The organism is Streptantibioticus cattleyicolor NRRL 8057 = DSM 46488, from assembly GCF_000240165.1.
In the GTDB taxonomy this organism is placed as follows: domain Bacteria; phylum Actinomycetota; class Actinomycetes; order Streptomycetales; family Streptomycetaceae; genus Streptantibioticus; species Streptantibioticus cattleyicolor.
In genome coordinates this window covers 780,435-801,537 of record NC_017585.1, presented here as the reverse complement: position 1 = coordinate 801,537, position 21,103 = coordinate 780,435, and the positions used below count along the sequence as shown (strand labels likewise).

Below are 21,103 nucleotides of genomic sequence, written 5' to 3'. Positions count from 1 at the left end.
CGTCAGCAGCTTGGTTGCCAGGAAAGCGGCGGAAATGCGGAGGACAGCACCCGGTACGCGGTCCGCTGTACGAAGCGTGTACCTGCGGCACGCACCACGCAGCAGCGGCAGCACACACGGCACCCACTGCCCAGCTCTCGCCGACCACCCACACCGCACACCACCACACCACGTTGCCAGCACGCCCCGTCTATGTTCCTCAACCACCGCGACGGTCACCACCCACCGCAAGCGGAGCGGCGGAGCAGACAGCCGCAAGCACATCGACAGACGTCCGCGATCGGACGCGACGACGCCGCAGCAGGTAACTTCGCCTCAAGACCTGCATGGGCGCACCCCGCCCCCTCCCCCACGAGGCGCCCCCGAACACCGCGGCAGCCAACGCGAACACGCCGCCAGACACGCACGGAGCCACCGGCCACAACCCGACCCCCGAAGGCAACCGCCAGGTACGCGACGCACCTCCCACCCATAACCGGGTTATGGGTCACGGCATATGACAGCGAGGCGATTCCAGGTCAGAAGCGATCATCTGGAATGCTGTGTGCGTCCGAAGTACCAGCACCATTGGGAAGTAGACGGAACCCATGGCACACGTGCATGTTGTCCTGAACCAGAAGGGCGGCGTGGGCAAGTCCACGCTGACCGTGAATCTCGCCGCCGTGACCGCCGAAGCAATCGGCACCCAGCCGGACGGCACCCCGTCGGTCCTCGCCGTCTCGGTCGACCCGCAGGGCTCCACCTCCTGGTGGGCCGATCGCGTGGGCGATGAACTCCCGTTCCTCTTCACTCAGGCCCACAAGGACCTCGACGGTCTGAATCGGCTGAGCAAGGTCAAGGGGGTGCGTCACATCTTCGTGGACACCCCGGGTTGGCTGGACCTGTCAGAGGACGACTCGTCAGCGGATCCGCTCGGGGACGGCAGGGCCGCGGAGATCCTGCGGGCCGTGCTCGACAACGCGGACTCCGTGATCCTGCCGATCGAGCCCGAGCCTCTCGGCTTCAAGCCGACCCTGCGGACCATCAAGCGGGTGGTCGAACCGCGGAAGTTGCCGTACACCGTGGTCATCAACAACTGGGATCCGCGCGACGGGGACGTGGACCTGAAGCAGACGCAGGAGTTCGTGGAGAAGAGCTGCGGTCACCTGGCCCGTACGGTGATCCGCCACTACAAGCTGCATGCCCGGGCGTCCGCCGAGGGTGTCGTCGTCACCCAGTACCCGGCCAACCGGGTCGCGCTGCAGGGACGCCAGGACTTCGACAAGCTGGCGCTGGAGATCGCGCTGAACGGAGCTTCGCAGTGAGCCGCCGCGTCAATCTCGCCGACATGCTCGACGGCGAGCCGCTGGAGGAGGCGACCGAAGCGCCGCCCAAGTCCGACGTCCACCTTCCCCTCGCCGAGATCACCGACAATCCGGAGAACCCGCGCGGCGAGATCGACGAGAGCGACGATGAGTTCCGCAGCCTCGTCGAGAGCATTTCGGAGATCGGCGTGACGAGCCCGATCTCCGTATGCAACGCGGAAGCGTTTCTGAGGCACCACCCCGAGCACCGGGCCGTCATCGCCGACGCCAAGTACGTTCTGCTCGCCGGCCACCGCCGGGTCCACGCGGCGAGGATCGCCAAGCGGACGGACGTGCCGGGGTTCATCGATGACGCCGGCGCACGTGATCCGCTGCTCTGGGCTCTCGCCGAGAACGGGCTGCGGCAGAATCTCAACCCCATCCAGCAGGCCGAAGCGCTGTACCGGCTGACGGAGAAGCCGCCGATCGGCAAGGGCCTGTCGCAGGCGAAGGTCGCCAAGGCGATCGGCCGCACGCAGCCGTACATCTCCCAGATGCTCCTGCTGCGCAAGCTCGTACCGGAGCTTCAGGAACTCGTCGTCACCGGCGTACTCGGGGTGAAGGACGCTCGCGCCTTCGCCCGCATGCCGACCGAGGACCAGGTCGACGCGTACCAGCGCAGCCTGGAACCGCCGACGCCCCCGGAGCCCGTGACGCCCGCGCTGGCTGTTGCCCCCTCGGTTCCCGAGGACGAGCATGCGCATAGCAGCGACATGGCCATGGCGACGCTGGCCGCTTACCGTTCCGTTCAGCAGCGACCGGGAACGCAGGGGACCCACGGAGAAGCCCCGATTTATAACCCGGTTATGGGGCAGGACGACTCGGCGACCTATAACCCGGTTATGAGTGAGGGCGTCATGAGGTCGTCGGCGAGTGTCGGGGAGTGGGCGGATTCCGGCGCGGCCACGGGGACGGCGGCGCAGTCGCCAAGGGCCGAGGAGTTCGAGCAGTGCGGCGAGGACGAGCAAGGTGAGCCGTACGACGACGTGGCGGCAGAGGTGCCGGCGCAGCGCGAGCGGCGGGGGGCGGCGCTGACCATGGCCGATTGGCATGACATCCCGGCGTTCGCCAAGGCGATCCTGGAGGTGCTGGATCGTGAGGAGTCGCAGGCGTTGGCAGAGGCGCTGATCGACGCGTTGGACGAATAGGGGTGCAGGCGGTCGGGCCATAACCGGGTTATGGGTTGGCCGTGAGTGGTGGGGCGGGATGCCAGTGGGTTGGCGTCCCGCCCTTCGTCGTGCCGGGACCCTTGTCATGCCGGGGATCCCTCGTCATGCCGGGACGTTTCGTCATGCTGAGGCCCGGCTTTCGTCGGGTGCCGGAAGCGACCCTCCGTCATGCCGGGGCCCATCCCTCGTCGTGCCGGAACGGACCTCCGTCACGTCGGGACCGACATTCCGTCGTACCGGGACCAGCTCTCCGCCATGCCGGATCCCGCCTTCCGTCATGTCAGCTCTGCTTCGCTCCGCGTCTCGGACGGTTCGTCCCGCATCCGGAACGCCATCATGCTCAGGCCGATCGGTACCGTCCCCGGTGTACGAGGCGGGCGCGCGGCTTCGTGGAGGTCGGCGGCGAGGTCGGCGAGGCGTTGCCGTGCGGCGTCCCAGGTCTCGGGGTCGAGCCAGAGTTCGGCGTCGACGGTGACGCCGGCGCTGTGCGGGGCGCGGCGGGCGGCACGTTGGCGCAGGGTGTGGGCGAGGGTCTCGGCCAGTAGCGGCGCGCCCTCGGTCTGGTCGGAGAGTGGCGAGCCGTGAACGGTTCGGTAGCGGCGCTCCCGTCCGCCCCGCCGCATCCGTTCCTCGACGAGTTCGACCAGGCCGACCGCGTCGAGTCGCCGTAGATGCTGGCTGGCCAGCGCGTGGGAGATGTCGAGTTCGCGTGCGAGTTCGGCGGCGGACATCGGCCCTGGCCACAGGAGGGTCAGCATGCGCAGCCGCAGAGGGTGGGCGAGGGCTCGGAGTACGGGGTCGGTGTCGCTCACGGCGTCAGTTAAGCGCATGACGTGGTCGAGCGGGAGGGCTACCTCCAAGCAAATCGTTGGAGGTAGTGTGACGCCACCGCGAAGGGGGTGGTGAGGGGATGGCCTGGGGCGTGGTGCGGGTCTTGCGAAACCGCGATGCGGCGTTCTACTTGGGCGGGGTGGTGGTCTCCGGATTCGGCGACTCGGCGATGTCGTTGGCCGCCGGAATCTGGGTGAAGGCGCTCAGCGGCTCCGACAGTCTGGCCGCCTTCACCGGCTTCTGCGTCTGGTTTCCCACGCTGACCGGGCCGTTGATCGGTGCGGTGGCGGACCGGTTTCCACGACGGCGATTGCTCGTCGGCACCAATCTGGCCCTGGCCGCCGCGCTGACCACACCGTTGGTGCTTCACTCGAGCCGGCAGATCTGGTTGCTCTTCGCCGTACTGATCTTGGTGGGTACAGGTGCCGTACTTACCGAGTCGGCCGAGACGGCACTTATGACCTCCGCTGTCCCCGACGAGCTGCGAGGTGACCTCAACGGCTTGGTGCGTACCGCAGTGGAGAGCATGAAGCTCCTGGCCCCGCTGGCCGGGGCCGGACTCTTCAGCGCGCTGGGCGGCTCCGCCGTCGCGCTGCTGGACTCCATCACCTTCCTCTTCGCCGCGGCGGCGTTCGTATGCGTCCGGGTACGAAGGCGGGAGCCGGCCCCGAAGCTTCGCCAGAACGGATCGTGGCGAAAGGACGCCGTCGCGGGAGGTCGCTTTCTGTGGCGTCAACGCCTCCTACGGAAGCTGGTGGTCGCGGGCGGAACGGCGATGGCGGCCTCCAGCCTCAGCAGCACGGCGACGTTCGCGCTCCTGGACACCGGGTTGCACCGCCCGCCAACGTTTGCCGGAGCGCTGTTGTGGGCGCAAGGGCTCGGTTCCGTTCTCATCGGGATCGCCGCAGGAGCGTTCCTCCGGCGCATACCCGAGCGGGTCTTCGCCGCAGCGGGCCTGTCCGTCTTCGCCATCGGCATCCTGGCCCGCACGACACCGTGGCTGCCAGTGGTCCTCATCGGACACGTAGCCATAGGGCTGGGACTTCCCTGCCCCCTCGTCGCATCGGTGACCGCGCTGCAACGGCAAACGCCCAACGAACTCCTGGGCCGGGTCACGGCCACTGCCAACACCCTCATGTTCGCCCCGACCGGCCTCGCCCTGCTGTTGGGGACAGGCATGGTCGCGCTCCTCGACTACCGAGTACAGCTCTGCGTGGCCGGCGTCCTCGCCCTGGCCGCCACTGTCTTCCTGGCCAGAATGAGCTGCCCCGACTTTCGTAGAGTCCGCGATCGTGTGATCAAGCGGTCTGTGGGACTTGCTCCGGTCTCGCCCAGTACGCCTGTTCGTACTCGTCGGGTGGCAGGTAGCCGAGGGCGGAGTGGAGTCGTTCACCGTTGTACCACGCGACCCACTGGAAGACGGCCCGCTCGACTTCGTCGAAGTCCCGCCACGGGCCCTGATGCTCGATCAGTTCGGCCTTGAATGTGCCATTCAAGGCCTCGGCCATCGCGTTGTCGTACGAATCGGCGACGGAGCCCACGGACGCGGAGGCGCCGGCCTCGGCCAATCGCTCCGTATAGCGAATGGACACGTATTGCGACCCGCGGTCGCTGTGATGAATGAGGCCGGCGTCCTTCTTGATCTGCTGCCGCCACAGCGCCATCTCCAGTGCGTCCAGCGGCAGGTCCGTGCGCATGTGGGTGGCGGCCTGCCAGCCCACGATCCGGCGGGAGTACGCGTCCAGGACGAACGCCACGTAGACCCAGCCCGACCACGTGCGGATGTAGGTCAGGTCCGCCAACCACAGCTGGTTCGGCCGCTCGGCGGTGAACCGCCGGTTGACCAGATCCGGCGGACGCGGCGCGGTCGGCTCGGGGACCGTGGTGCGACGACGTTGCCCGCGGATGACGCCCTCGATCCCGAGCTCCCGCATCAGCCGCTCGACCGTGCAGCGGGCCACCGCGTGGCCGGCGCGGACCAGCGCGCGGGTGACCCGGCGGGCGCCGTAGGTGCGGCCGGAGTCCTCCCACGCGGCTGTGACCAGCGGAATCAGCTCTTCATCACGCAACCGGCGGGCGGACTTCGGTCGCGTCTTGCGCGCGAAGTACGTCGAGGGAGACAAGCCCAGCACCCGGCAGACGGGATCGACCCCGAGGCCCTTGTCTCGCAGGTGGTCGATCACCTGCTCGGCCTCGTCCGGGGACGGTCGATCTCCTGGGCAAAAAACACGCTGGCGGCCTTGAGAATCTCGTTGGCCCGCCTCAACTCGGCATTCTCTTTCCGGAGTTGCTTCAGCTCCTCCAGCTCGGAGCTGGTCAGGCGGTCGTCGCGCTCGCCGGCGTCGGCCTCGGCCTGGCGAACCCATGACCGCAGGGCCTCCTTGTGGATGCCGAGGTCGCGGGCGACATGCGTCACTGGGCGGCCGGTCGAGCGGACCTCGCGGACGGCGCGCTCGCGGAGTTCATCGGGGTACTTACGTGGTGCTGGCACTGCAGGTGGTTCTCCTTACGCCTGGATCGTAACCCAGGCTTCAAGGACTCCACGAAGATCAGTGCAGCTCAGAACTCAGGGTGCACCGCGGCGAGCCTCTTCGGGCAACGTCCCTACCCCCGCTCAACCACCAGCCGGCAACGACGGCATGCGACGGGCGTCAGGACATCCGCACTGAGGCAAGCCGTGGAACGCGCCCGTCCTGAGCGCCCTCCGACGGCCGACAACCCCTTCACGTCAATCTCAAGAGCCGACCTGAACGGCGAAACCGTGTTGACCTGGGCATACAACACTCGCTGCAACGAAGGGTACAACGATGAGCCTCTGCCAGCTACAAACCTGGAGCGGCCCGACCGCCCAACACAGCACCGCACGCTCCGCGCCGACAGCCCAGCATTAATCGCTGCAACGATGGATGCAACGAAAGCTACAACAACAGGACGGCCGCCGAGCCTCCGCGCCTGCAACGAGAGACACAACGATGGCTGCAACGTAAATAGCAACGGAAAGCACAACGACCAATACAACGCAATGAGCTACGACTACAACTACGTAACCTGCAACGCTGCAACGAACGACGAAACTTACGCCACACCAAACAACAAAACCAACACTCTCACTTACGCTCCCGCAAACAAACGAACCAACTAACGATCGCTCGCGCTAACCCACACTCCAGCCAACACACGCACCACCGAACCAACGCACTACCCACCACACGAACGATCCGTCCAACGCACCCACACACCATCCCACCCGCGAACGCCCAAACCACCGAACGAACAACCCCGCACACCCACCAACCCGCAAACTCACACCCCAACTCACCAACCCACGATCGAACCGCCGAACCGCCGAACCACCGGTCCAACACACCCACGCGCTCACGCACCCACCCACACTCCACCCACCGATCCAACGCACCCACCCACGTCCGAACCCACCCCCGGTCCAACCGCCGAACCCACCCACGGACCACCGCACCACCGCACCACCGCACCACCGCACCACCGCGCACACGATCGGACCACCCAACCCTCGATCACGCCATCAGCGAACCCACCCCGCGCTCACCGTCGCCCCCGCGCCTCAGCCAGACCTCACTTCGAACCACCCACCCCATCCGCCCGACCGCAACCCGGATCGAAGCCGGCCCCTCCGACCACTCCGCCCCGCCAGCACTCACCCCAGCCGCACCCACAACGACATTGGCCTCACCAAAGGCGCCGGACGCGCACCCCCACTCAGCACACCCACCCACGCATCCACCCCTCACACCCGCCCAAACCAACCGAACCCAACCCATGACCCCACTAACCCACGACCCACGAACCCACGACCCCACCCACCAGCCCGCCCCGCCAACCCTCCTCCCAAGCAACCAAGCCACGCCCGCGCGCACCCCCTCCTGACAAAGACCCGGGGGCGGGCTGGGGGAGAGTCAGCTCGGTTCGCGTGTCGCAATGCCGCGCGTCTTGCCTCCCGCCGGCGTCAACCCTGTTATGGTCATGCGCGAAGATCCCGTGTCACTAGAGTGTGGAGGGGAAGGTTCCGCGGCGCCGAGAGAGGACGAAGCGGCCAAACGGCCCGTTTCCTCCGGCTTGGCTCGGGGAATTGCCCTGGTTCATGCCCTGGTGACACGCGCTTCGCGCTGGCAACTGACTTGAGTGGAGAGGGGCGAACAGGCGATGAGAGTCATCGCGGTCGCAACGCAGAAGGGAGGGGTCGGCAAGACCAGCACCACGGTCAACCTAGCTGCCGCGCTGACCCTCGGGGGAGCGCGCGTCCTCGTTGTCGACCTGGATCCCCAGGCACAAGCGGGCACGGCGCTCGGGGTCAACCTAGCAGGAGAGGACCAGCTCGCCCGCTCTTTGGGCTGGGTTCTCCAGGCTCGTCTCCAGGGGATGCGGATGCCGCTGGAGAGCATCTGGTACGACCGCAGCGATCTCCTCGCCGATTGGGAGGACGCGGGCACCCTCCACCTGCTGGCTTCCGAGGAATCGACGATGACGGCCGCGCAGGACCTCATCCATAAGAAGGGGTATCAGTCGACCCCGGTCCTGCGGCGCATGCTCCTTGAACTCCAGGACCACTTCGACTACGTCCTCATCGACACTCCGCCCGCGGTCTCCTCCCTCTCCGCCACCGCCCTCGCCGCCGGCGACTATGTGATCACCGTCTGTGTGCCCGAATACCCCGCGCTCAAGGGCGCCGTGGCCACCCGAGGCACGGTCAGCTATGTGAAGGACCGTACGGGGGGCGAGTGCGACCCGCAGTACCTGGGGGCCGTGCTCAACCGTTCCAACCCGCCGTCGAAGTGGAAGGCCCAAGAGGTCAACATCCGCAACGGCATGCTCGACGCCAAGCTGGCGCCCTTCCTCACCGACATCCGCCGTGACGAGCGCATCAGCGACTCGTTCGCGCACGGGGTTCCCTCGGTGCTCCGCTTCGCCAGCCACCCTCCGGGCAAGATGTACGGCGAGCTGATGTGGCAGATCCTCGGGCGTATGGAGCAGCCTCCGCAGAAGTGGGAGACGCCGGACCGTATCGACGGTGAGGGCCTCCGGTGACCGACAAGTCCTCTCCGTCCAGCTCACGGCAGGGCGGCAAGGCGACCGGCAAGGCGAAGAAGCGAGCCCCCAACCACTTCAAACCCACCGGCTCCGCTCTCGTACAGGGTCTCATCGCCGGTGCCGATGACGTGGCCAGCCGTTCGTTCCTCGGCGGCGGTGGCACCGTACCCACCGCTCCGCGGCCGGTCGCCGACGACCCCGCGGGGCCGCCGCCGTCAGCGCCGGTCCCCACCGGGCCGACGACCGATGCCACGACGATCCCGGGTGACGAAAGCCAGGTCCCGGCGCCCGAGTCACCCGCGCCGGTCACGCCCAGGCCGAACCCCGTGTCCGACACCGTCGTCCCCGCCGACGAGCACGACGCCCCTGTGCCGCCCCCCGCCACCGCGGCGAGACCGGTACCCGCGTCGCAGCCTCCGCCGACGTACGACGACGCGCCCTTGTCGCAGGCCGCGCCCGCCTCCGCAGCACCGAACCCGGCGGCCCGCCTCGGCGTACCCGCACCCGGTGCCACGACGGCGCCGCGTCCGCGCAGGCCCCGGACCGATACCGCGGAACCGGCTCAGCGGAACAACGTCACGGCCGACACCGCGGACCACGCGGACACCGACACCGACACCGACACCGACACGTCCACCAACGCGAAGCACCTGAGCAAGGACACCGGTCCGAAGGAGTCCGCCAAGCGCAACGGTGCCTCGGCACCGGCACCCCGCCGGGACGATTCCGTCCCCGGCACGGCCGCGCCGACGGCTTCGGCATCCGCGCCCTCCCACTCCGTCGCGCCGAGTCCGTCCGCCAGGAGTGGTTCCGGCGGCGCCGGCCGTGGTGGGCCGGGGCAGTCCTGGGCCCATGCCGCGGTGTTCGCCAGTTACGCGGACGCCAAGATGCATCCGACGCGTTGGCAGGGGTACGGCTTCCGGATCGCGCCGGACGTCCTGGCCGCGCTGAAGAACCGGGTGAACGCGGATCGCCGTACCACCGGCAACTCCGGGCTGGCGCTGGGGCATTACGTGGATGCCGCGCTGCGTCACGTGCCGGAGGACATCGAAGAGCAGATCGCCATGGCGCGGGCCTTCGAGGACGACCGGATGTGGGACCTGGAACGGACCCAGCCGTCGACGTACCGGGTGGGGGAGCAGGTGCTCGCCTTCATCTCCAGTCTCAACCTGGCTTTGCAGGAAGCCGGGTTCGGGCGGCGGGGCACCTCTGTGGTCTCGGCCGTCATCGAACGCTTCCTCCAGGCGATGGACGAGGAGGGTCCGCTCCAGCGACCGCAACGCGTCCGCAAGGCGGGGCCCGGTACGGGCACCTGACCCCCGTCCTCCTCCCCTGAAGCCACCGGGGGATCCCTCCCCTCGATCACCGGGGGAGTTGTCGTCCTTCCACGGGTGGGGCGGGTGGTTCCGGCACATCGACGCCGGAACCACCCGCCCCACCCGTTTTTCATGACCCCTCTATGACAGAACGGCTGCAACGCCCTCTACAACGTTCCATACAACGCCATCTGCAACGCTTACTACAACACCAACTACAACGGTTGTTGCAACGCTAGAACCAACACCAGCACGAACACGCACACAAACTGACGAGCATTCGAGCGATCTCACGATCTCTGCGACACTAGAGCGTGCGACCTAACGAAGGCACGAACTTCGCGTCAACAACCCCTAGAAATCGGGCGTTCGCAGAAACGTTGCGGCGGAAATGACACGCCGAACGTCTAGTGACCCAAGAAACGCTCGGCCAATTTGCGCTATGGTGTGCATCACGATCGACACCTTGCTCATCGGAGATGCGAAACCATGTCGCTGACCAGCAATCAACTCAGCACCAGCGCCGTCGCCATCGCGGCCGGTCTGAGCGAGTCGTGGGCTTGGAAGGCGCGCGACCAGGGCGTCCTCTACGAGCCGCATTTCGAGGACTCCGTGGTGGCGCTGCGCGTCTATGCGTTCGTGTCCCAGATCGTCTGGCCCGGGGTACGCCGGCCGCGCAGCGCACGCCAGGAGCTGGAGCTGTGGCAGTCCAGCGCGGTGGAGGCCGCCCGGGAGGCGGCCTCGGACCCCAACACCACGCCGGACACGGCGCTGTGGGTGCTGGAGGACTCCGTCCACCTGGTCACCACCCCGGCGAAGCGGGCCGCCTTCGATCTGGAGCACCTCGGTGGACGGGTGGCCTTCAGGATCCCGGTCGGGTTGTGGGTCTCCGAGCTTCCGGACGCCATAGCGAATCTCAAGCACCGCCGCCGTCGTCCGCAGAACCCCAAGTCTGCGGCCTGACCGGGCAGGTGCTCACCGATCGGACGGGTCACGCCCGCGGGGCGGCTGGTCCAGCGACCGACTCAGCGATGTCTTACCCGCGGCCTTCCCCTGGGCTCAGCCCCAGTCGGTGCAGCGGGGCCACAGACACAGCCGCGAAACGCGGAGTGGCCCGGGATCTGCACTCCCGGGCCACTCGCGTTGTCGAGAAGGAGGTGACATCCAGCCTCTACTGAACTCGTCGTCCAGCTCTGACTGAAGGTCGTTTCCACCCTACGCGGCCTTCATCTGGTTCCCATGCCATTCAGAGTTCCGAGCTAGGTGGAGGGGCCTCCCCCTCTGTCTCACTTACCGGAGTAAATCATAGCTACCCGCACAAGGGTCGGCTCACTCTTGCCTCAAACAGGTGATGGCGCGCCACCGGAGTCGACCCCACCCACCGCAGACGACGCGCCTGCGACCGTCCGTCCACCCCGTTCCCGTGCTCCCCGGCAGCGTGCTCGTACCGCCGCTGACCAGGCCGGACCCGCTCCGATGCGGGGTCCTGGGGATCCGTTGCACCTCGGGCCCGGGATGCGTCGGCGCCTCTACACCGCCGTACGGACCCTGCTGGATGAACAGCCGCTCGTCGGGTTGACGGATGCGGCCCGGCTCAGTGCCGTGGTGCTGATGGCCAAGGCCGATCACCGGACCTGCCGCACCCGTATCCGCGCCGGTGAACTCGGGCGCTGGATCGGGATGTCGGAGTCGATGGTCGACCACACCGTGCTGCCCTCCCTCAAGGAGTCCCGGGCGGTGACCCGGCGTACCACCAGGACGGATTCCGGGCGTACCACCGGGCTGGAGTGCGTGGTCATGCCGTTGTGGCAGGCCCGGCGCCGTGGTGACGTCGGCCATCCGCTGGCGCTGTCCAAGAAGGAACTGGTCACGTTGCTGCGCCTGTTGGAGGCGCTGTTCGCACCGGGGTGGGGCAAGGGCGCGACGCCCGCCGGGCTGCTGGCGGGGCAGCGGGGGAGGGGGGCGGCCACGGACCGGCTCGCGCTGCTGCTGCTGGTGCTCCAGGCCGGCTCGGACGGGCGGGTGCGGCTGGTGGGCGGCTCGCTGCCGGACGGACGGGGGCGCGCGGCGGCGACGGTGGCCCGGGCCCTGGGGTGTTCGATCTCCGGCGGCAGCAAGGTGCTGGCCCGGCTCAAGCGGCTGGAGGCCGTCGTCACCGTGCCGGTGAAGACCAGTTCCGGGCTCTTCGGCAAGACCCGGCTGGTGGTCCCCGCGGTCGCGGCGGCCAACGGGCGGAGCGGCGACGGTTCGGCGGACGAGTCCTCGTGGGACGAACCGTTCGAGGACGACGACGAGTTCGACGAGATGTTCCCGGCCTCCGAGGTCTCCTCCGTCAACGAGGAGGAAACGCAGCCCTCCCCCGATCGGGTGATCCTCTGCGACTGCTGCCGTCACGGTCACGACGGTGGTCCCGATGGCGCTCAGGAAGCTCATCAGGCCGAGGAGAACGGGGAGTTGGCGGGCGACGGCTGGGCGCAGGCGTCCTTCGACGACCTCGCCGACCGTGCCGAACTCCGCAGCCCCGCTGCTGCACCCGGGGGACCCGGTGCGGAGGGGGCCGACGGAACCCGTACCGCCCATGGGATCGGGGTGGTCTCACAGCATTCGGACAGCGAGGTTCCAGAGCACCCCGCTGCTGTCCCACTTCACCCCAACCACCCTTCACCAACCCAGGTTTCGCCACATGTCACCGTTCGTTCCCGCTTTTCCGGCGTAGCCGGTCGGGGGTCCGGTGGTCGGCCGGAGCGCGCGGATGCGCGCGAGGGGGCCCGTGCCGCCGGGGTCAAGCCCGTCGGGAAGCGTTCCGTCCGGCGTGGTGCCGGACGCCCGCTGCGCGGGGAACGGCCACAGATCCCCGCCGCCCGTGCCGAACGCTCGCGTGGCGCCGATCCGCTGGCCGCTTTCGCGGTGTCGGCGCCGCCGAGGGATCTGCGGGAGGCGCTGGCGCCGGTGGCGGCGGTGTGGGCGCGGCTGGACCGGGCGGGGGCCCGGATCCGGGTGGCCCGGGCGGCGCGGGACGAGCTGGCCCGGATCGCGGGGGTGACCGGGGTGGATCCGGCCGCGCGGATGCTGGCCGAGCGGCTGACCCGGCGGCTGTGCGAGCAGGGCGGGCCCCAGGCGGTGGCGGACCCGGTGGGGTGGCTGCTGGGGCGCGGGCTGCCGCGTCGGGGCGCATGCGGGGACGTCCGGTGCGACGACGGGGTGCGCATGGACACCGGCGCGACGTGCCCGGCTTGCGCGCTGCGGGTCGCCGACCGGCGCACGCTACGGCGCGTGGTCGCCGAGGAGGTCACCGCGGGCATGGCGCACGCCCCCGAGCCGGAGCGCCGCGCCGAGACCGAACGCCGCCTGGCCGCCCGTACCCGGCAGGACGCGCGGCAGGCCGCCGTACGCCGGGAGCAGGACCTTCGGCGGCGGGCGGCGCGTGAGGCGGAGGCGGCGCGGCGCAGGGCGGAGGCCGAGGCCGCCGAACGGGCCCGGCAGGCGCTCGCCTGCGCGGACTGCGGCGCCGAACGGTCGGCGGGCCGGTGTGCGGCGTGCACCGGGCGCCGCGCGGTGCACGCGGTGGTGGAACGGGCCGTCGCCCTGGTCGTGGCGGCCTCCACCGAGCCGGGCGACAGCGCGGCCGGGCGGCGTACCGCCGAGTTGACCGAGGCCAACCTGCGCGCCCGCATCGAGCGCGAATGCGCCGCGATGGCCGCGGCCGGCGGCACCCCGGAAGGGCTCGCCGTCCAGGCGCGGCTCACCGCGGAGCTGGCCGCGGCGGAGTACCGCCGGACGGCGCTGGCGCTGCTGGCCCGCGCGCCGGAGGCGGAAGCGGAGGCCCGCCGGGCGTACGAGACCGCCCTGCGCGCCCCCGGGGTACGCCGGGCGCAGGCGCTCGCCGAAGCCCAGCGGCAGGCCGACGCCGCCCGGTCCCGTACCGCCCGCCACCTGCTGGAGGCGCGGATCACCGCACAGCGCGCCGCCACGGCCACGGACGCGTCCGAGCCCGACCGTTACGCCCGCCAGGCGGACCGGGTCCGGGCGGCGCTGCGTGCCGGGCGTCCGGCCGCCTCGGCGCGGTGATCCGGGGTCACCGGGGGTCCGGCCGGGTGCGTGGGGCGGAGGGATGTGTTATGGACGGGGCCGGGCTCCGGTGGGGCGGGGGGTGAGCGAGTTGCCGGTGGGCCGGGACGGCCGGAGGATGTGTTGCGGGAGAGAGGTATGGCTTCCGCTGTCCGGACGCCACGTACCTTCAGGAGCCGCCATGGGCCCGTACTTCGCGAATGCCACAGATCCCCTGGTGGACGATGCCTTGGCGGGGTTCGCCGAGGCCCATCACGAACTTGTGGTGCACGATGCCCGGCAGGGGTATGTGTACGCGCGGCGACGATCGGCGTCGCGGCGGGTGGGGCTGGTGTCCGGGGGCGGTTCGGGGCACGAGCCGATGCACCTGGGGTTCGTCGGTGAGGGGATGCTGGACGCGGCGTGTCCGGGCAGGATCTTCGCCTCGCCGCACAACAGGCAGATCTTCGAGGCGTCCTGCGAGGTGGCCGGGCCCGACGGTGTGTTGCACATCGTCAAGAACTACACCGGTGACCGCATCAACTTCGGTATCGCGGCGGAACGCCTCGCGCACCGCGGCATACCGTGCGCCCGGGTGCTCGTCGACGACGACCTGGCCTCACAGTCGGAGGACATCGCGGTGGGACGGCGGGGGACGGCGGCGACCGTGCTGATCGAGAAGGTCCTCGGGGCGGCTGCCGACAAGGGCGGCGGTCTGGAGGACCTGGCGGCGCTGGGCGCCTCGCTGACCTCACGGTGCCGGACGATCGCGGTGGCCTCCCGGGCACACACCTCGCCGACCACGGGCGAGCCGGCGTTCACCCTGCCGCCCGGGGTGCTGGAGTACGGGGTGGGCATCCACGGTGAGCGGGCGGACCGTTCGATCGGCCAGGAGCCCCTGCGCGAGCTGCTGGAGCGGATGGCGGGGGCGCTGCTGGACGCGTTGGCGCCGACGCCGGACACCCCGTTGGTGGTGCTGGTCAACAGTCTGGGGGCGGTGACCCGGCTGGAGTTGTACGCGGTCTTCCACGAGGTGGCGCGGGTGCTGTCGGAGCGCGGGGTGACGGTTGCGCGCAGCAAGGTGGGTGACTTCACCACCGCGCTGGACATGCGGGGTTTCTCGCTGTCGTTGCTGGCCGGGGACGACCGGACGATCGAGTTGTTCGACGCCCCGGCCCGTACCGCGGCCTGGTATTCGGGGCTGGAGCCGTGAGGGGCGGGGCCGAGCGGGCTCCGAGTTGTGACCGTGCCCCGGACCGGTGGGCCCGGCGCCGACGGGATGAGGTGGTGGTCGCATGGAGTTCGACGGTGGTTTCACGGCGGGGTGGATGCGGCGGTTCGCGGCCTCGGCGGAGGCGACGCGGGCCGAACTGACCGCGCTGGACCAGCAGGTGGGCGACGGTGACTTCGGCATCAATCTGACGACGGGGCTCTCCTCGGTGGTGGCCGCGCTCGACGCGCTGCCGGTGCCGTCGGGGCAGTGGCCCGCGGCGGCGCCGCTGGAGGCGGCGGCCGGGGTCTTCCTGGACGACGTGGGCGGCACGAGCGGGCCGCTGTTCGGGCTGGTGCTCCAGGAGTTGGCGGTGGCCGCCGCGGACGTGGGTCCGCGGCTGACCACCGCCGCGCTGACGGCGGGTACGGCGGCCGGGCTGGCGGCCGTGCAGCGGGTCGGCGAGGCGGTGCCCGGCGACAAGACGCTGGTGGACGCGCTCACCCCGGCCGTCGAACGCCTTCAGCGCAGCGGGGCGCAGGCACCGCCGGGGTGCGCGTTGCGGGCCGCGGCCGACGGGGCGTGGGAGGGGGTGCTGCGTACCGCCCGGTTGCGGGCGCGCCGGGGCCGGGCGAGTTACCTCGGCGACCGTGCGGTGGGGGTGCCCGATCCGGGTGCGGTCGGTGTGGGGCTGCTGTTCGCCTCGGCCGGGCGGCCGGTGGCGTCGCTGGCCCCGTTCGTGCCGCGGGGTGCGCAGCCCGCCGTTCAGAACTGACACAACATCAGTTCTTGGGTGTGTTGGACGGTTCGCGGGCCGTACCGTTTCTTCACGGGACGCGGCCCCGGGGTCCGGGTCATCCGGTGGCCCGGTAGGTCGCGGGGCCGGGGGTGGGGGCGGGGTGCCGCAGGGTGCGCCGGGAGGGGCGGCTGTCCGCCCAGGCCAGCAGCTTGCTGTGGTCGAGGCTGGGGACCCACAGGTCGGCGTCGCCGCTGTCTTCCGTGGGCGGGCGGGGGCCGACCCGCAGTACCCGCAGTCCGGCGGCGACGGCGGCGCGCACACCGCAGTCGGAGTCCTCCACGGCCAGGCACTCGGCCGGTTCGGCGCCCAGCAGGCGGGCGGCGGTGAGGTAGACGTCGGGGCGCGGCTTGGGCGCCATGTCGCCCTCGGGGACGACGATGTGGCGGAAGAGCTGGCGCAGCCCGGCGTGGGCGAGTGAGGAGTCCACCACGTCACGCGGGCAGTTGCTGGCCACGGCGAGCGGCGCGAACTCGGCGGTGCGGTGGACGAACTCCACCGCGCCCGGCATGGTGACCGGGTCGTCGGCGACCAGCTTGCGGAACATCTCCAGCAGCCGGCCGGTCATCTCGGCGGCGAGTTCGGGGTGGCCCGACGCTTCGGCCATCAGCCGGCCGCAGTCGGCGTAGTGCAGGCCTCTGCTGCGCTCGGCGAACTCCGCGTCGGCCTCGAAGCCGTAGCTGCGGAGCACCAGTTCGCGGGCGTCCTCCCAGTGCCGTTCGGTGTCCATCAGGGTGCCGTCGCAGTCGAAGACGACGGCGGCGGGGGTGGATTCGAGGATGCGTTCTGCTGTCATGCGTCTGCCGTTCCTCTGGTAGGAGTGTCCGGCTCGGCGTCGGTGCCGGGTGGCACGCAAGTGCGGTCAGCAGGGGATGCCACGAGGCGGGGGTTCGCGCCTTTCCGGATGCCGACTCCGGCAGGCACAGCAAACTCCGGTGGGCACAGTCGCCTTCGCCCGGAACATAACGATCGATACGTTACGTCCGGCACAGAGGGTAGTCAATACCGCCCTTTGGGTGACACAAGGTGGCCTGGCGGTCCGTCAGCGGGTGCGGAAACGGCCACCGGGCGGCAACGGAGCGGTGTCGGCACGGAACGGAACGGACCGGCCGTCAGCGCGACGCGTACCGCAGGGTGCCGATCACCGTGACCACGCCACCCTGCCGGATCCGGAACAGGGAACGGGGGCCGCGCAACCCGGTCTCCACCAGCGCGGCCGGGTCGGACTCGGTGAACCGCAGCGCCCGCATCCGCCCCGCCACCGGCCGCCGCAGCAGCCCGTTGCTGCGTACCGCGACCGCCTGGCGCCCCGCCTCCAGCAGCGCCATCCCGGGCACGTGGTCGCTGCCGTGGTCGAAGAAGAACGGGTGCCGGGCGTCCGCCGGATCCACCCGCAGCCCGCCGTCGGCGCCGGTGAACGCCAGCATCACGTCGTGCGGGGTGGCCACGCCGACCAGGTCGGGGGAGGGGCGGGCGTGGTTCTGCAGCACGCTCTCGCGCAGCACGGCACGGCGTACCCGGTGCGTGGTGTGGGCGGCCGGGGAGGCGGGGTGGCCGGGGCCGTGGTGGCGGTCGGGGGCGGGGGAGAGCCGGTGCGCGGAGGCCAGCCGCCGGGAGGCTGGGTCCACTTGGTGTGCGGGGGCGGAGAAGCGGCGCATCTCGCGGTAACGCTCGGGGTCGATGAATCGGGCGCCGCCGTCCGCGCGGGCGAAGGTACGGTTCCCGGCCTGGAACCGTACCTGCATCCGGAGCGCGGCCAGGGGCGGGGTGGCGGGGTGTGCGCCGTTGCCCGGGACGGGGTGTGCGCGCCCGGGTGAGGGGGTGCGCTCCGGAGCGCGGAGTGTTCCGCGCGCCATGGTGTGTCCGCGTGCCTCCGTCGGTGTGTTCGCCGTCGTACGCGCTCCGGCGGATGCGCCGGGCGCCGTCGCGGGCGCCATCGGGCGCAGCGCGCGGACCGTCACGGCACAGGTGATCTCGGTGGCGCCGTAACCGGCCCGCGGCTCCGCCTCCGGGTCGAGTTCGAAGGCGACGTCCCGGATGACGAAGTGGGCGTCGGACGGCACGGAGTAGTGCAGCAGCGGGATGTAGATGCCGAGCTGCCGCACCGTTTCCACCAGCAGCAACGGGCTGTGCAGGTCGTCCGCGCCGCGGGTGAACGTCGGATGGGAACGCGGCCACTGCGCCGCCGCGACGAACCGGTCCCCGCCCAGCGCCCGTACGTCGGTCAGGAGCACCTCCGCCACCGAGACCCGGTGCACCAGTTCCCGCGCGACCGTCCGGGACCAGCTCAGCGGCGCCTGCGCGATGCCGTTGCGGCCATCCATACGAACAGGAGATATCAACTTGGTCCGACATGCATGCGCACACCCGGCGAAGGCGTGCCGAACCGCTAGATTCCCCCATTCAGGCGGAACACCGAGCAAGCGGGGAGACAGGTGCAGGAGCGGGCGGAGACCACACGCAGGGCCGTACTGCTGGCGGCGGCGGAACTGTTCAACGAACGAGGGTACGCGGGCACCAGCATCAGTGACATCAGCGAGCGTAGCGGACGCACCAGCGGCGCCATCTACTTCCACTACGGCAACAAGGAGAACCTCGCCCTGGCCATCGTCGAGGCGCACTTCGCCACCTGGCCCGCGCTGGTGGAGCGGTACGCGGCCACCACCGGCCGGCCCGCCCTGGACCGGCTGGTCGGGCTGAGCTTCGAGGTGGCCCGGGCGTTCCGGGACGACATCGTGGTCAGCGCCGGATCCCGGCTGTGGGCCGAGCGCAAGGCCATCGACGCCCCGCTGCCGGTGCCGTTCGTCGGCTGGGTGGACGTGGTGCGGCGCGCGTTGCGCCGGGCGCGGGAGCAGGGGGAACTGGCGGCGCACATCGAGCCGGCGAGCGCCGCGCACGGCATCGTGTGCGCCTTCTTCGGACTGCACACCGTCTCCGACGCGCTCGACGGCCGGGACGCGATCGAGGACCGCCTCGCCGATCTGTGGCGGCTGCTGCTGCCGTCGCTCCAGGCCCGGCCGGAGACCGAGGCGCTGCTCGCCCGGGCGCGCTCCGGCCCGGGCGGCGGCGACCGCGGCTGCGGCGAGGAGGACGGCGCCGCAGGAGAACCATGCCCGGCGGCGGCCTCGCCGATGCTCCACCTTTGACACGGCGGCACCAACGCGGCGCGCGTCACCGTACGTCGGCTACTCCGTTCGGGTGAACGAGGCCCCCGGCCGCGGCGGTCGTCGGCCATGCACGAGGATGCCCGTCATGAACGAGCAACGCATCACCCACATCACGGCACCGGAGGGCATCGCCCCGGGCAACGGGTACGCGCACGTGGTCACCGGCACCGGGCGGCTGGTCGTGGTCTCCGGGCAGGTGGCGCTCGACGCGCACGGCGAGATCGTCGGCGCGGACGACCCCGCCGCCCAGGCCCGTCAGGTCTTCGAGAACCTGCGCCGCGCTCTGGCCGCCGCCGGTGCCACCTTCGACGACGTCGTCAAGCTCACCTACTTCGTCACCGACGTGGCCCACCTGCCCGCGATCCGCGCGGCGCGGGACGAGTTCGTGGACACCACGCGTCCGCCCGCCAGCAGCGCCGTGCAGGTGGCGGCGCTCTTCCGGCCCGGACTGCTGCTGGAGGCCGAGGCGTTGGCGCTCGTCGCCGGGTGACCGCCCGGTACGCCGGCGGGGTCCGTCCCCGCCGGCCCGGTGGCGCTCACTCGCGGACCAGGTAGCGGGCGCGCAACGTCTCGATCACCTCCTCGCGGACCCCGGCCTCCTTGACGGCGTAGTCGTGGACGGAGCCGTAGACGGCGGCCAGGTCGTCCAGGACGAGCCGCATCACCTTGGCCGGGGCGCGGCCGAACGCGGGCCATTTCAGGGTGCGTTCGGGGTTGGCGGTGCGCCAGTCGGCGACCAGGCGCTCACTGGCCAGTTCGGTGAGGGCGAAGTCCGCCAGGATGTCGTCCTCACCGACCCCGAGCAGGGCGAGCAGCAGTGCGGCGAGCAGCCCGGTGCGGTCCTTGCCGGAGGCGCAGTGGATCACCACCGGGGCCGGCGGGGCGGCGGCGACCGTCTCCAGCGCCTGCCGGATCTCGGCGGTGCCGTCCGCGGCCACCTCGGCGAAGCGGTCGGCCAGATACCGCCACGGATCGACCCCGGGGTCGATCTCCGCCTGGTCGTAGGGGCGGTGCTCGATGCTCAGGTTGTGGTACTCGAGCCCCTGGTAGTCGGGGACCCGGCCACGGGCCGCTATCTCCCACGGATACCGCAGGTCGATCACCGTACGCACGCCGAGCGCCAGGTAGCGCTGCCAGTCCTCGCCCTGGAGCTTGCCCAGCGAGTCCGACCGGTACAGCCGTTGCCGGCGCACCCGGCGGCCGTCCGAGGTGCGGTAGCCGCCCATGTCGCGGAAGTTGTGCAGCCGCTCGAATTCGATATGCCTCAGCATGTGCCGGACCTTATGGTCCGGGCGGGCCGTGGGAAAGAGCACGACGGCACGGCCCGCGCCCGTGGGTCAGCGGACGATCGTCACCACGGCCGCGGTCACGCCGACCACGAAGATCACGCCGCGCAGCACGTTCGGCGGGAGCCTGCGGCCGATCCGGGCGCCCACCACCCCGCCGACCGTCGACCCGGCCGCGATCACCCCGGCCACCGGCCAGTCCACCCGGGTGGTCAGGACGAAGACCACGGCCGCCACGCCGTTGACGGTCGCCGTCAGGACGTTCTTCACCGCGTTCAGCCGCTGCACGTGGTCCCGCAGGAAGCTGCCCAGCAACCCCATCAGCAGGACGCCTTGCGCGGCCCCGAAGTAGCCGCCGTACACCCCGGTGCACAGCACGCCGAGCCACAGCGGTACGCCGCCGTCGGCCCCGCCCTCGCCCTGGCGGCGGGCCGTCCAGCGGTTGAGCCGGGGCTGGAGGAGGACGAGCACGCAGGCGATGACGATCAGCACCGGCACCACGGCCTTGAACGTCCCGGCGGGCAACCGGAGCAACAGCAGCGCCCCGGCCACCCCGCCCACCAGCGACGCCACACCGAACCGCACCGCCCTGCGCCGCTGCCCGGCCAACTCCCGCCGGTACCCGTGGACCGCGCCGATCACCCCCGGCACCAACCCGATGTTGTTGGCCACATTGGCCGCCACCGGCGGACACCCCAGCGCCAGCAGCGTGGGAAACGTGATCAGCGTCCCCGACCCGACCACCGCGTTGATCCCGCCCGCCGCCACACCGGCGACACCGACGGCTGCCATGCCCCACGCCTGCACAAATCGCCCTCCGTCGCCCTCGCCGCCCCGCGCCCATCGTCCTGCCCCGGCGGGACGGGGGCCAATC

The 21,103-nt window shown here is 70.7% G+C and carries 17 protein-coding genes and 1 pseudogene; 11 read left to right on the top strand and 7 right to left on the bottom strand.

Annotation, left to right across the window (positions count from 1 at the left end; all coding sequences use genetic code 11):
• Positions 1 to 587: 587 nt before the first annotated feature.
• A complete protein-coding gene (locus SCATT_RS31210) occupies positions 588 to 1,304 on the top strand; it encodes a ParA family protein (RefSeq protein ID WP_014151384.1) in 717 nt (238 codons plus the stop codon).
• Positions 1,301 to 2,491, top strand: a complete 1,191-nt coding sequence (locus tag SCATT_RS31205) for a ParB/RepB/Spo0J family partition protein (RefSeq protein WP_014151385.1) — start codon at positions 1,301 to 1,303, stop codon at positions 2,489 to 2,491. Before SCATT_RS31210 ends, SCATT_RS31205 begins: the two co-directional genes overlap by 4 nt.
• Positions 2,492 to 2,787: 296 nt before the next feature.
• Here SCATT_RS31205 and SCATT_RS31200 read toward each other — a convergent pair whose 3' ends face one another.
• Positions 2,788 to 3,324 carry an ArsR/SmtB family transcription factor gene (locus tag SCATT_RS31200; RefSeq protein WP_014151386.1) on the bottom strand — a complete coding sequence of 179 codons (537 nt, stop codon included), beginning with the start codon at positions 3,322 to 3,324 and terminating at the stop codon, positions 2,788 to 2,790.
• Positions 3,325 to 3,422: 98 nt separating this feature from the next.
• Between SCATT_RS31200 and SCATT_RS37205 the strand changes: the two genes are divergently transcribed.
• The gene (locus tag SCATT_RS37205) at positions 3,423 to 4,826 is read left to right on the top strand and encodes an MFS transporter (RefSeq protein ID WP_014151387.1); all 1,404 of its coding nucleotides are present in this window, start codon (positions 3,423 to 3,425) and stop codon (positions 4,824 to 4,826) included.
• Here SCATT_RS37205 and SCATT_RS31195 read toward each other — a convergent pair.
• Together SCATT_RS31195 and SCATT_RS39950 are read right to left on the bottom strand one after the other, a co-directional pair.
• Positions 4,744 to 5,598, bottom strand: a pseudogene (locus tag SCATT_RS31195) (IS3 family transposase); the annotation flags it as partial. The gene SCATT_RS37205 and the pseudogene SCATT_RS31195 sit on opposite strands and share 83 nt — an antisense overlap.
• Entirely contained in the window at positions 5,523 to 5,834 is a 312-nt protein-coding gene (locus tag SCATT_RS39950; RefSeq protein WP_014142134.1) for a transposase, read from the bottom strand. The gene SCATT_RS39950 and the pseudogene SCATT_RS31195, both read right to left, overlap by 76 nt.
• A gap of 1,688 nt (positions 5,835 to 7,522) precedes the next feature.
• Here SCATT_RS39950 and SCATT_RS31185 point away from each other — a divergent pair.
• The 6 genes from SCATT_RS31185 (at position 7,523) to dhaL (ending at position 15,755) form a co-directional block, all read left to right on the top strand.
• Complete coding sequence (locus tag SCATT_RS31185; protein WP_041823663.1) at positions 7,523 to 8,404, top strand: ParA family protein; 882 nt, start codon at positions 7,523 to 7,525, stop codon at positions 8,402 to 8,404.
• Between the two features lie 329 nt (positions 8,405 to 8,733).
• Entirely contained in the window at positions 8,734 to 9,723 is a 990-nt protein-coding gene (locus tag SCATT_RS31180) for a hypothetical protein (protein WP_158693800.1), read from the top strand.
• Positions 9,724 to 10,212: 489 nt separating this feature from the next.
• The gene (locus tag SCATT_RS31175; protein ID WP_014151393.1) at positions 10,213 to 10,686 is read left to right on the top strand and encodes a hypothetical protein; all 474 of its coding nucleotides are present in this window, start codon (positions 10,213 to 10,215) and stop codon (positions 10,684 to 10,686) included.
• Between the two features lie 648 nt (positions 10,687 to 11,334).
• A complete protein-coding gene (locus tag SCATT_RS37790) occupies positions 11,335 to 13,791 on the top strand; it encodes a hypothetical protein (protein ID WP_231904912.1) in 2,457 nt (818 codons plus the stop codon).
• A gap of 181 nt (positions 13,792 to 13,972) precedes the next feature.
• Complete coding sequence (locus SCATT_RS31165; RefSeq protein ID WP_014151395.1) at positions 13,973 to 14,983, top strand: dihydroxyacetone kinase subunit DhaK; 1,011 nt, start codon at positions 13,973 to 13,975, stop codon at positions 14,981 to 14,983.
• Positions 14,984 to 15,065: 82 nt separating this feature from the next.
• Entirely contained in the window at positions 15,066 to 15,755 is a 690-nt protein-coding gene (gene dhaL, locus SCATT_RS31160; protein WP_014151396.1) for a dihydroxyacetone kinase subunit DhaL, read from the top strand.
• A 79-nt stretch (positions 15,756 to 15,834) separates the two neighbouring features.
• Here the strand turns inward: dhaL and SCATT_RS31155 are convergent, their stop codons facing one another.
• On the bottom strand, positions 15,835 to 16,572 hold the full coding sequence (locus tag SCATT_RS31155; protein ID WP_014151397.1) for an HAD family hydrolase: 738 nt from the start codon (positions 16,570 to 16,572) through the stop codon (positions 15,835 to 15,837).
• 316 nt (positions 16,573 to 16,888) lie between these two features.
• Positions 16,889 to 18,100, bottom strand: coding sequence for an AfsA-related hotdog domain-containing protein (locus SCATT_RS31150; RefSeq protein WP_014151398.1), 1,212 nt, complete (start codon positions 18,098 to 18,100; stop codon positions 16,889 to 16,891).
• Positions 18,101 to 18,211: 111 nt separating this feature from the next.
• On the opposite strand from SCATT_RS31150, the gene SCATT_RS31145 reads away from it, so the two are divergent.
• Both SCATT_RS31145 and SCATT_RS31140 read left to right on the top strand, forming a co-directional pair.
• A complete protein-coding gene (locus SCATT_RS31145; RefSeq protein WP_014151399.1) occupies positions 18,212 to 18,922 on the top strand; it encodes a ScbR family autoregulator-binding transcription factor in 711 nt (236 codons plus the stop codon).
• Positions 18,923 to 19,028: 106 nt separating this feature from the next.
• Positions 19,029 to 19,433, top strand: coding sequence for a RidA family protein (locus tag SCATT_RS31140; RefSeq protein ID WP_014151400.1), 405 nt, complete (start codon positions 19,029 to 19,031; stop codon positions 19,431 to 19,433).
• 46 nt (positions 19,434 to 19,479) lie between these two features.
• Here SCATT_RS31140 and SCATT_RS31135 read toward each other — a convergent pair whose 3' ends face one another.
• A complete protein-coding gene (locus SCATT_RS31135; RefSeq protein WP_014151401.1) occupies positions 19,480 to 20,214 on the bottom strand; it encodes a tyrosine-protein phosphatase in 735 nt (244 codons plus the stop codon).
• Positions 20,215 to 20,280: 66 nt separating this feature from the next.
• On the bottom strand, positions 20,281 to 21,036 hold the full coding sequence (locus SCATT_RS31130; protein WP_014151402.1) for a sulfite exporter TauE/SafE family protein: 756 nt from the start codon (positions 21,034 to 21,036) through the stop codon (positions 20,281 to 20,283).
• Positions 21,037 to 21,103: the final 67 nt, after the last annotated feature.

Bases quoted from the DNA above. Each gene is read 5' to 3' on its own strand.
- SCATT_RS31210 (WP_014151384.1), top strand. From the start codon at position 588: ATGGCACACGTGCATGTTGTCCTGAACCAGAAGGGCGGCGTGGGCAAG.
- SCATT_RS37205 (WP_014151387.1), top strand. From the start codon at position 3,423: ATGGCCTGGGGCGTGGTGCGGGTCTTGCGAAACCGCGATGCGGCGTTC.
- SCATT_RS31185 (WP_041823663.1), top strand. From the start codon at position 7,523: ATGAGAGTCATCGCGGTCGCAACGCAGAAGGGAGGGGTCGGCAAGACC.
- SCATT_RS31175 (WP_014151393.1), top strand. From the start codon at position 10,213: ATGTCGCTGACCAGCAATCAACTCAGCACCAGCGCCGTCGCCATCGCG.
- SCATT_RS37790 (WP_231904912.1), top strand. From the start codon at position 11,335: ATGGCCAAGGCCGATCACCGGACCTGCCGCACCCGTATCCGCGCCGGT.
- SCATT_RS31165 (WP_014151395.1), top strand. From the start codon at position 13,973: ATGGGCCCGTACTTCGCGAATGCCACAGATCCCCTGGTGGACGATGCC.
- dhaL (WP_014151396.1), top strand. From the start codon at position 15,066: ATGGAGTTCGACGGTGGTTTCACGGCGGGGTGGATGCGGCGGTTCGCG.
- SCATT_RS31155 (WP_014151397.1), bottom strand. From the start codon at position 16,572: ATGACAGCAGAACGCATCCTCGAATCCACCCCCGCCGCCGTCGTCTTC.
- SCATT_RS31150 (WP_014151398.1), bottom strand. From the start codon at position 18,100: ATGGATGGCCGCAACGGCATCGCGCAGGCGCCGCTGAGCTGGTCCCGG.
- SCATT_RS31140 (WP_014151400.1), top strand. From the start codon at position 19,029: ATGAACGAGCAACGCATCACCCACATCACGGCACCGGAGGGCATCGCC.
- SCATT_RS31135 (WP_014151401.1), bottom strand. From the start codon at position 20,214: ATGCTGAGGCATATCGAATTCGAGCGGCTGCACAACTTCCGCGACATG.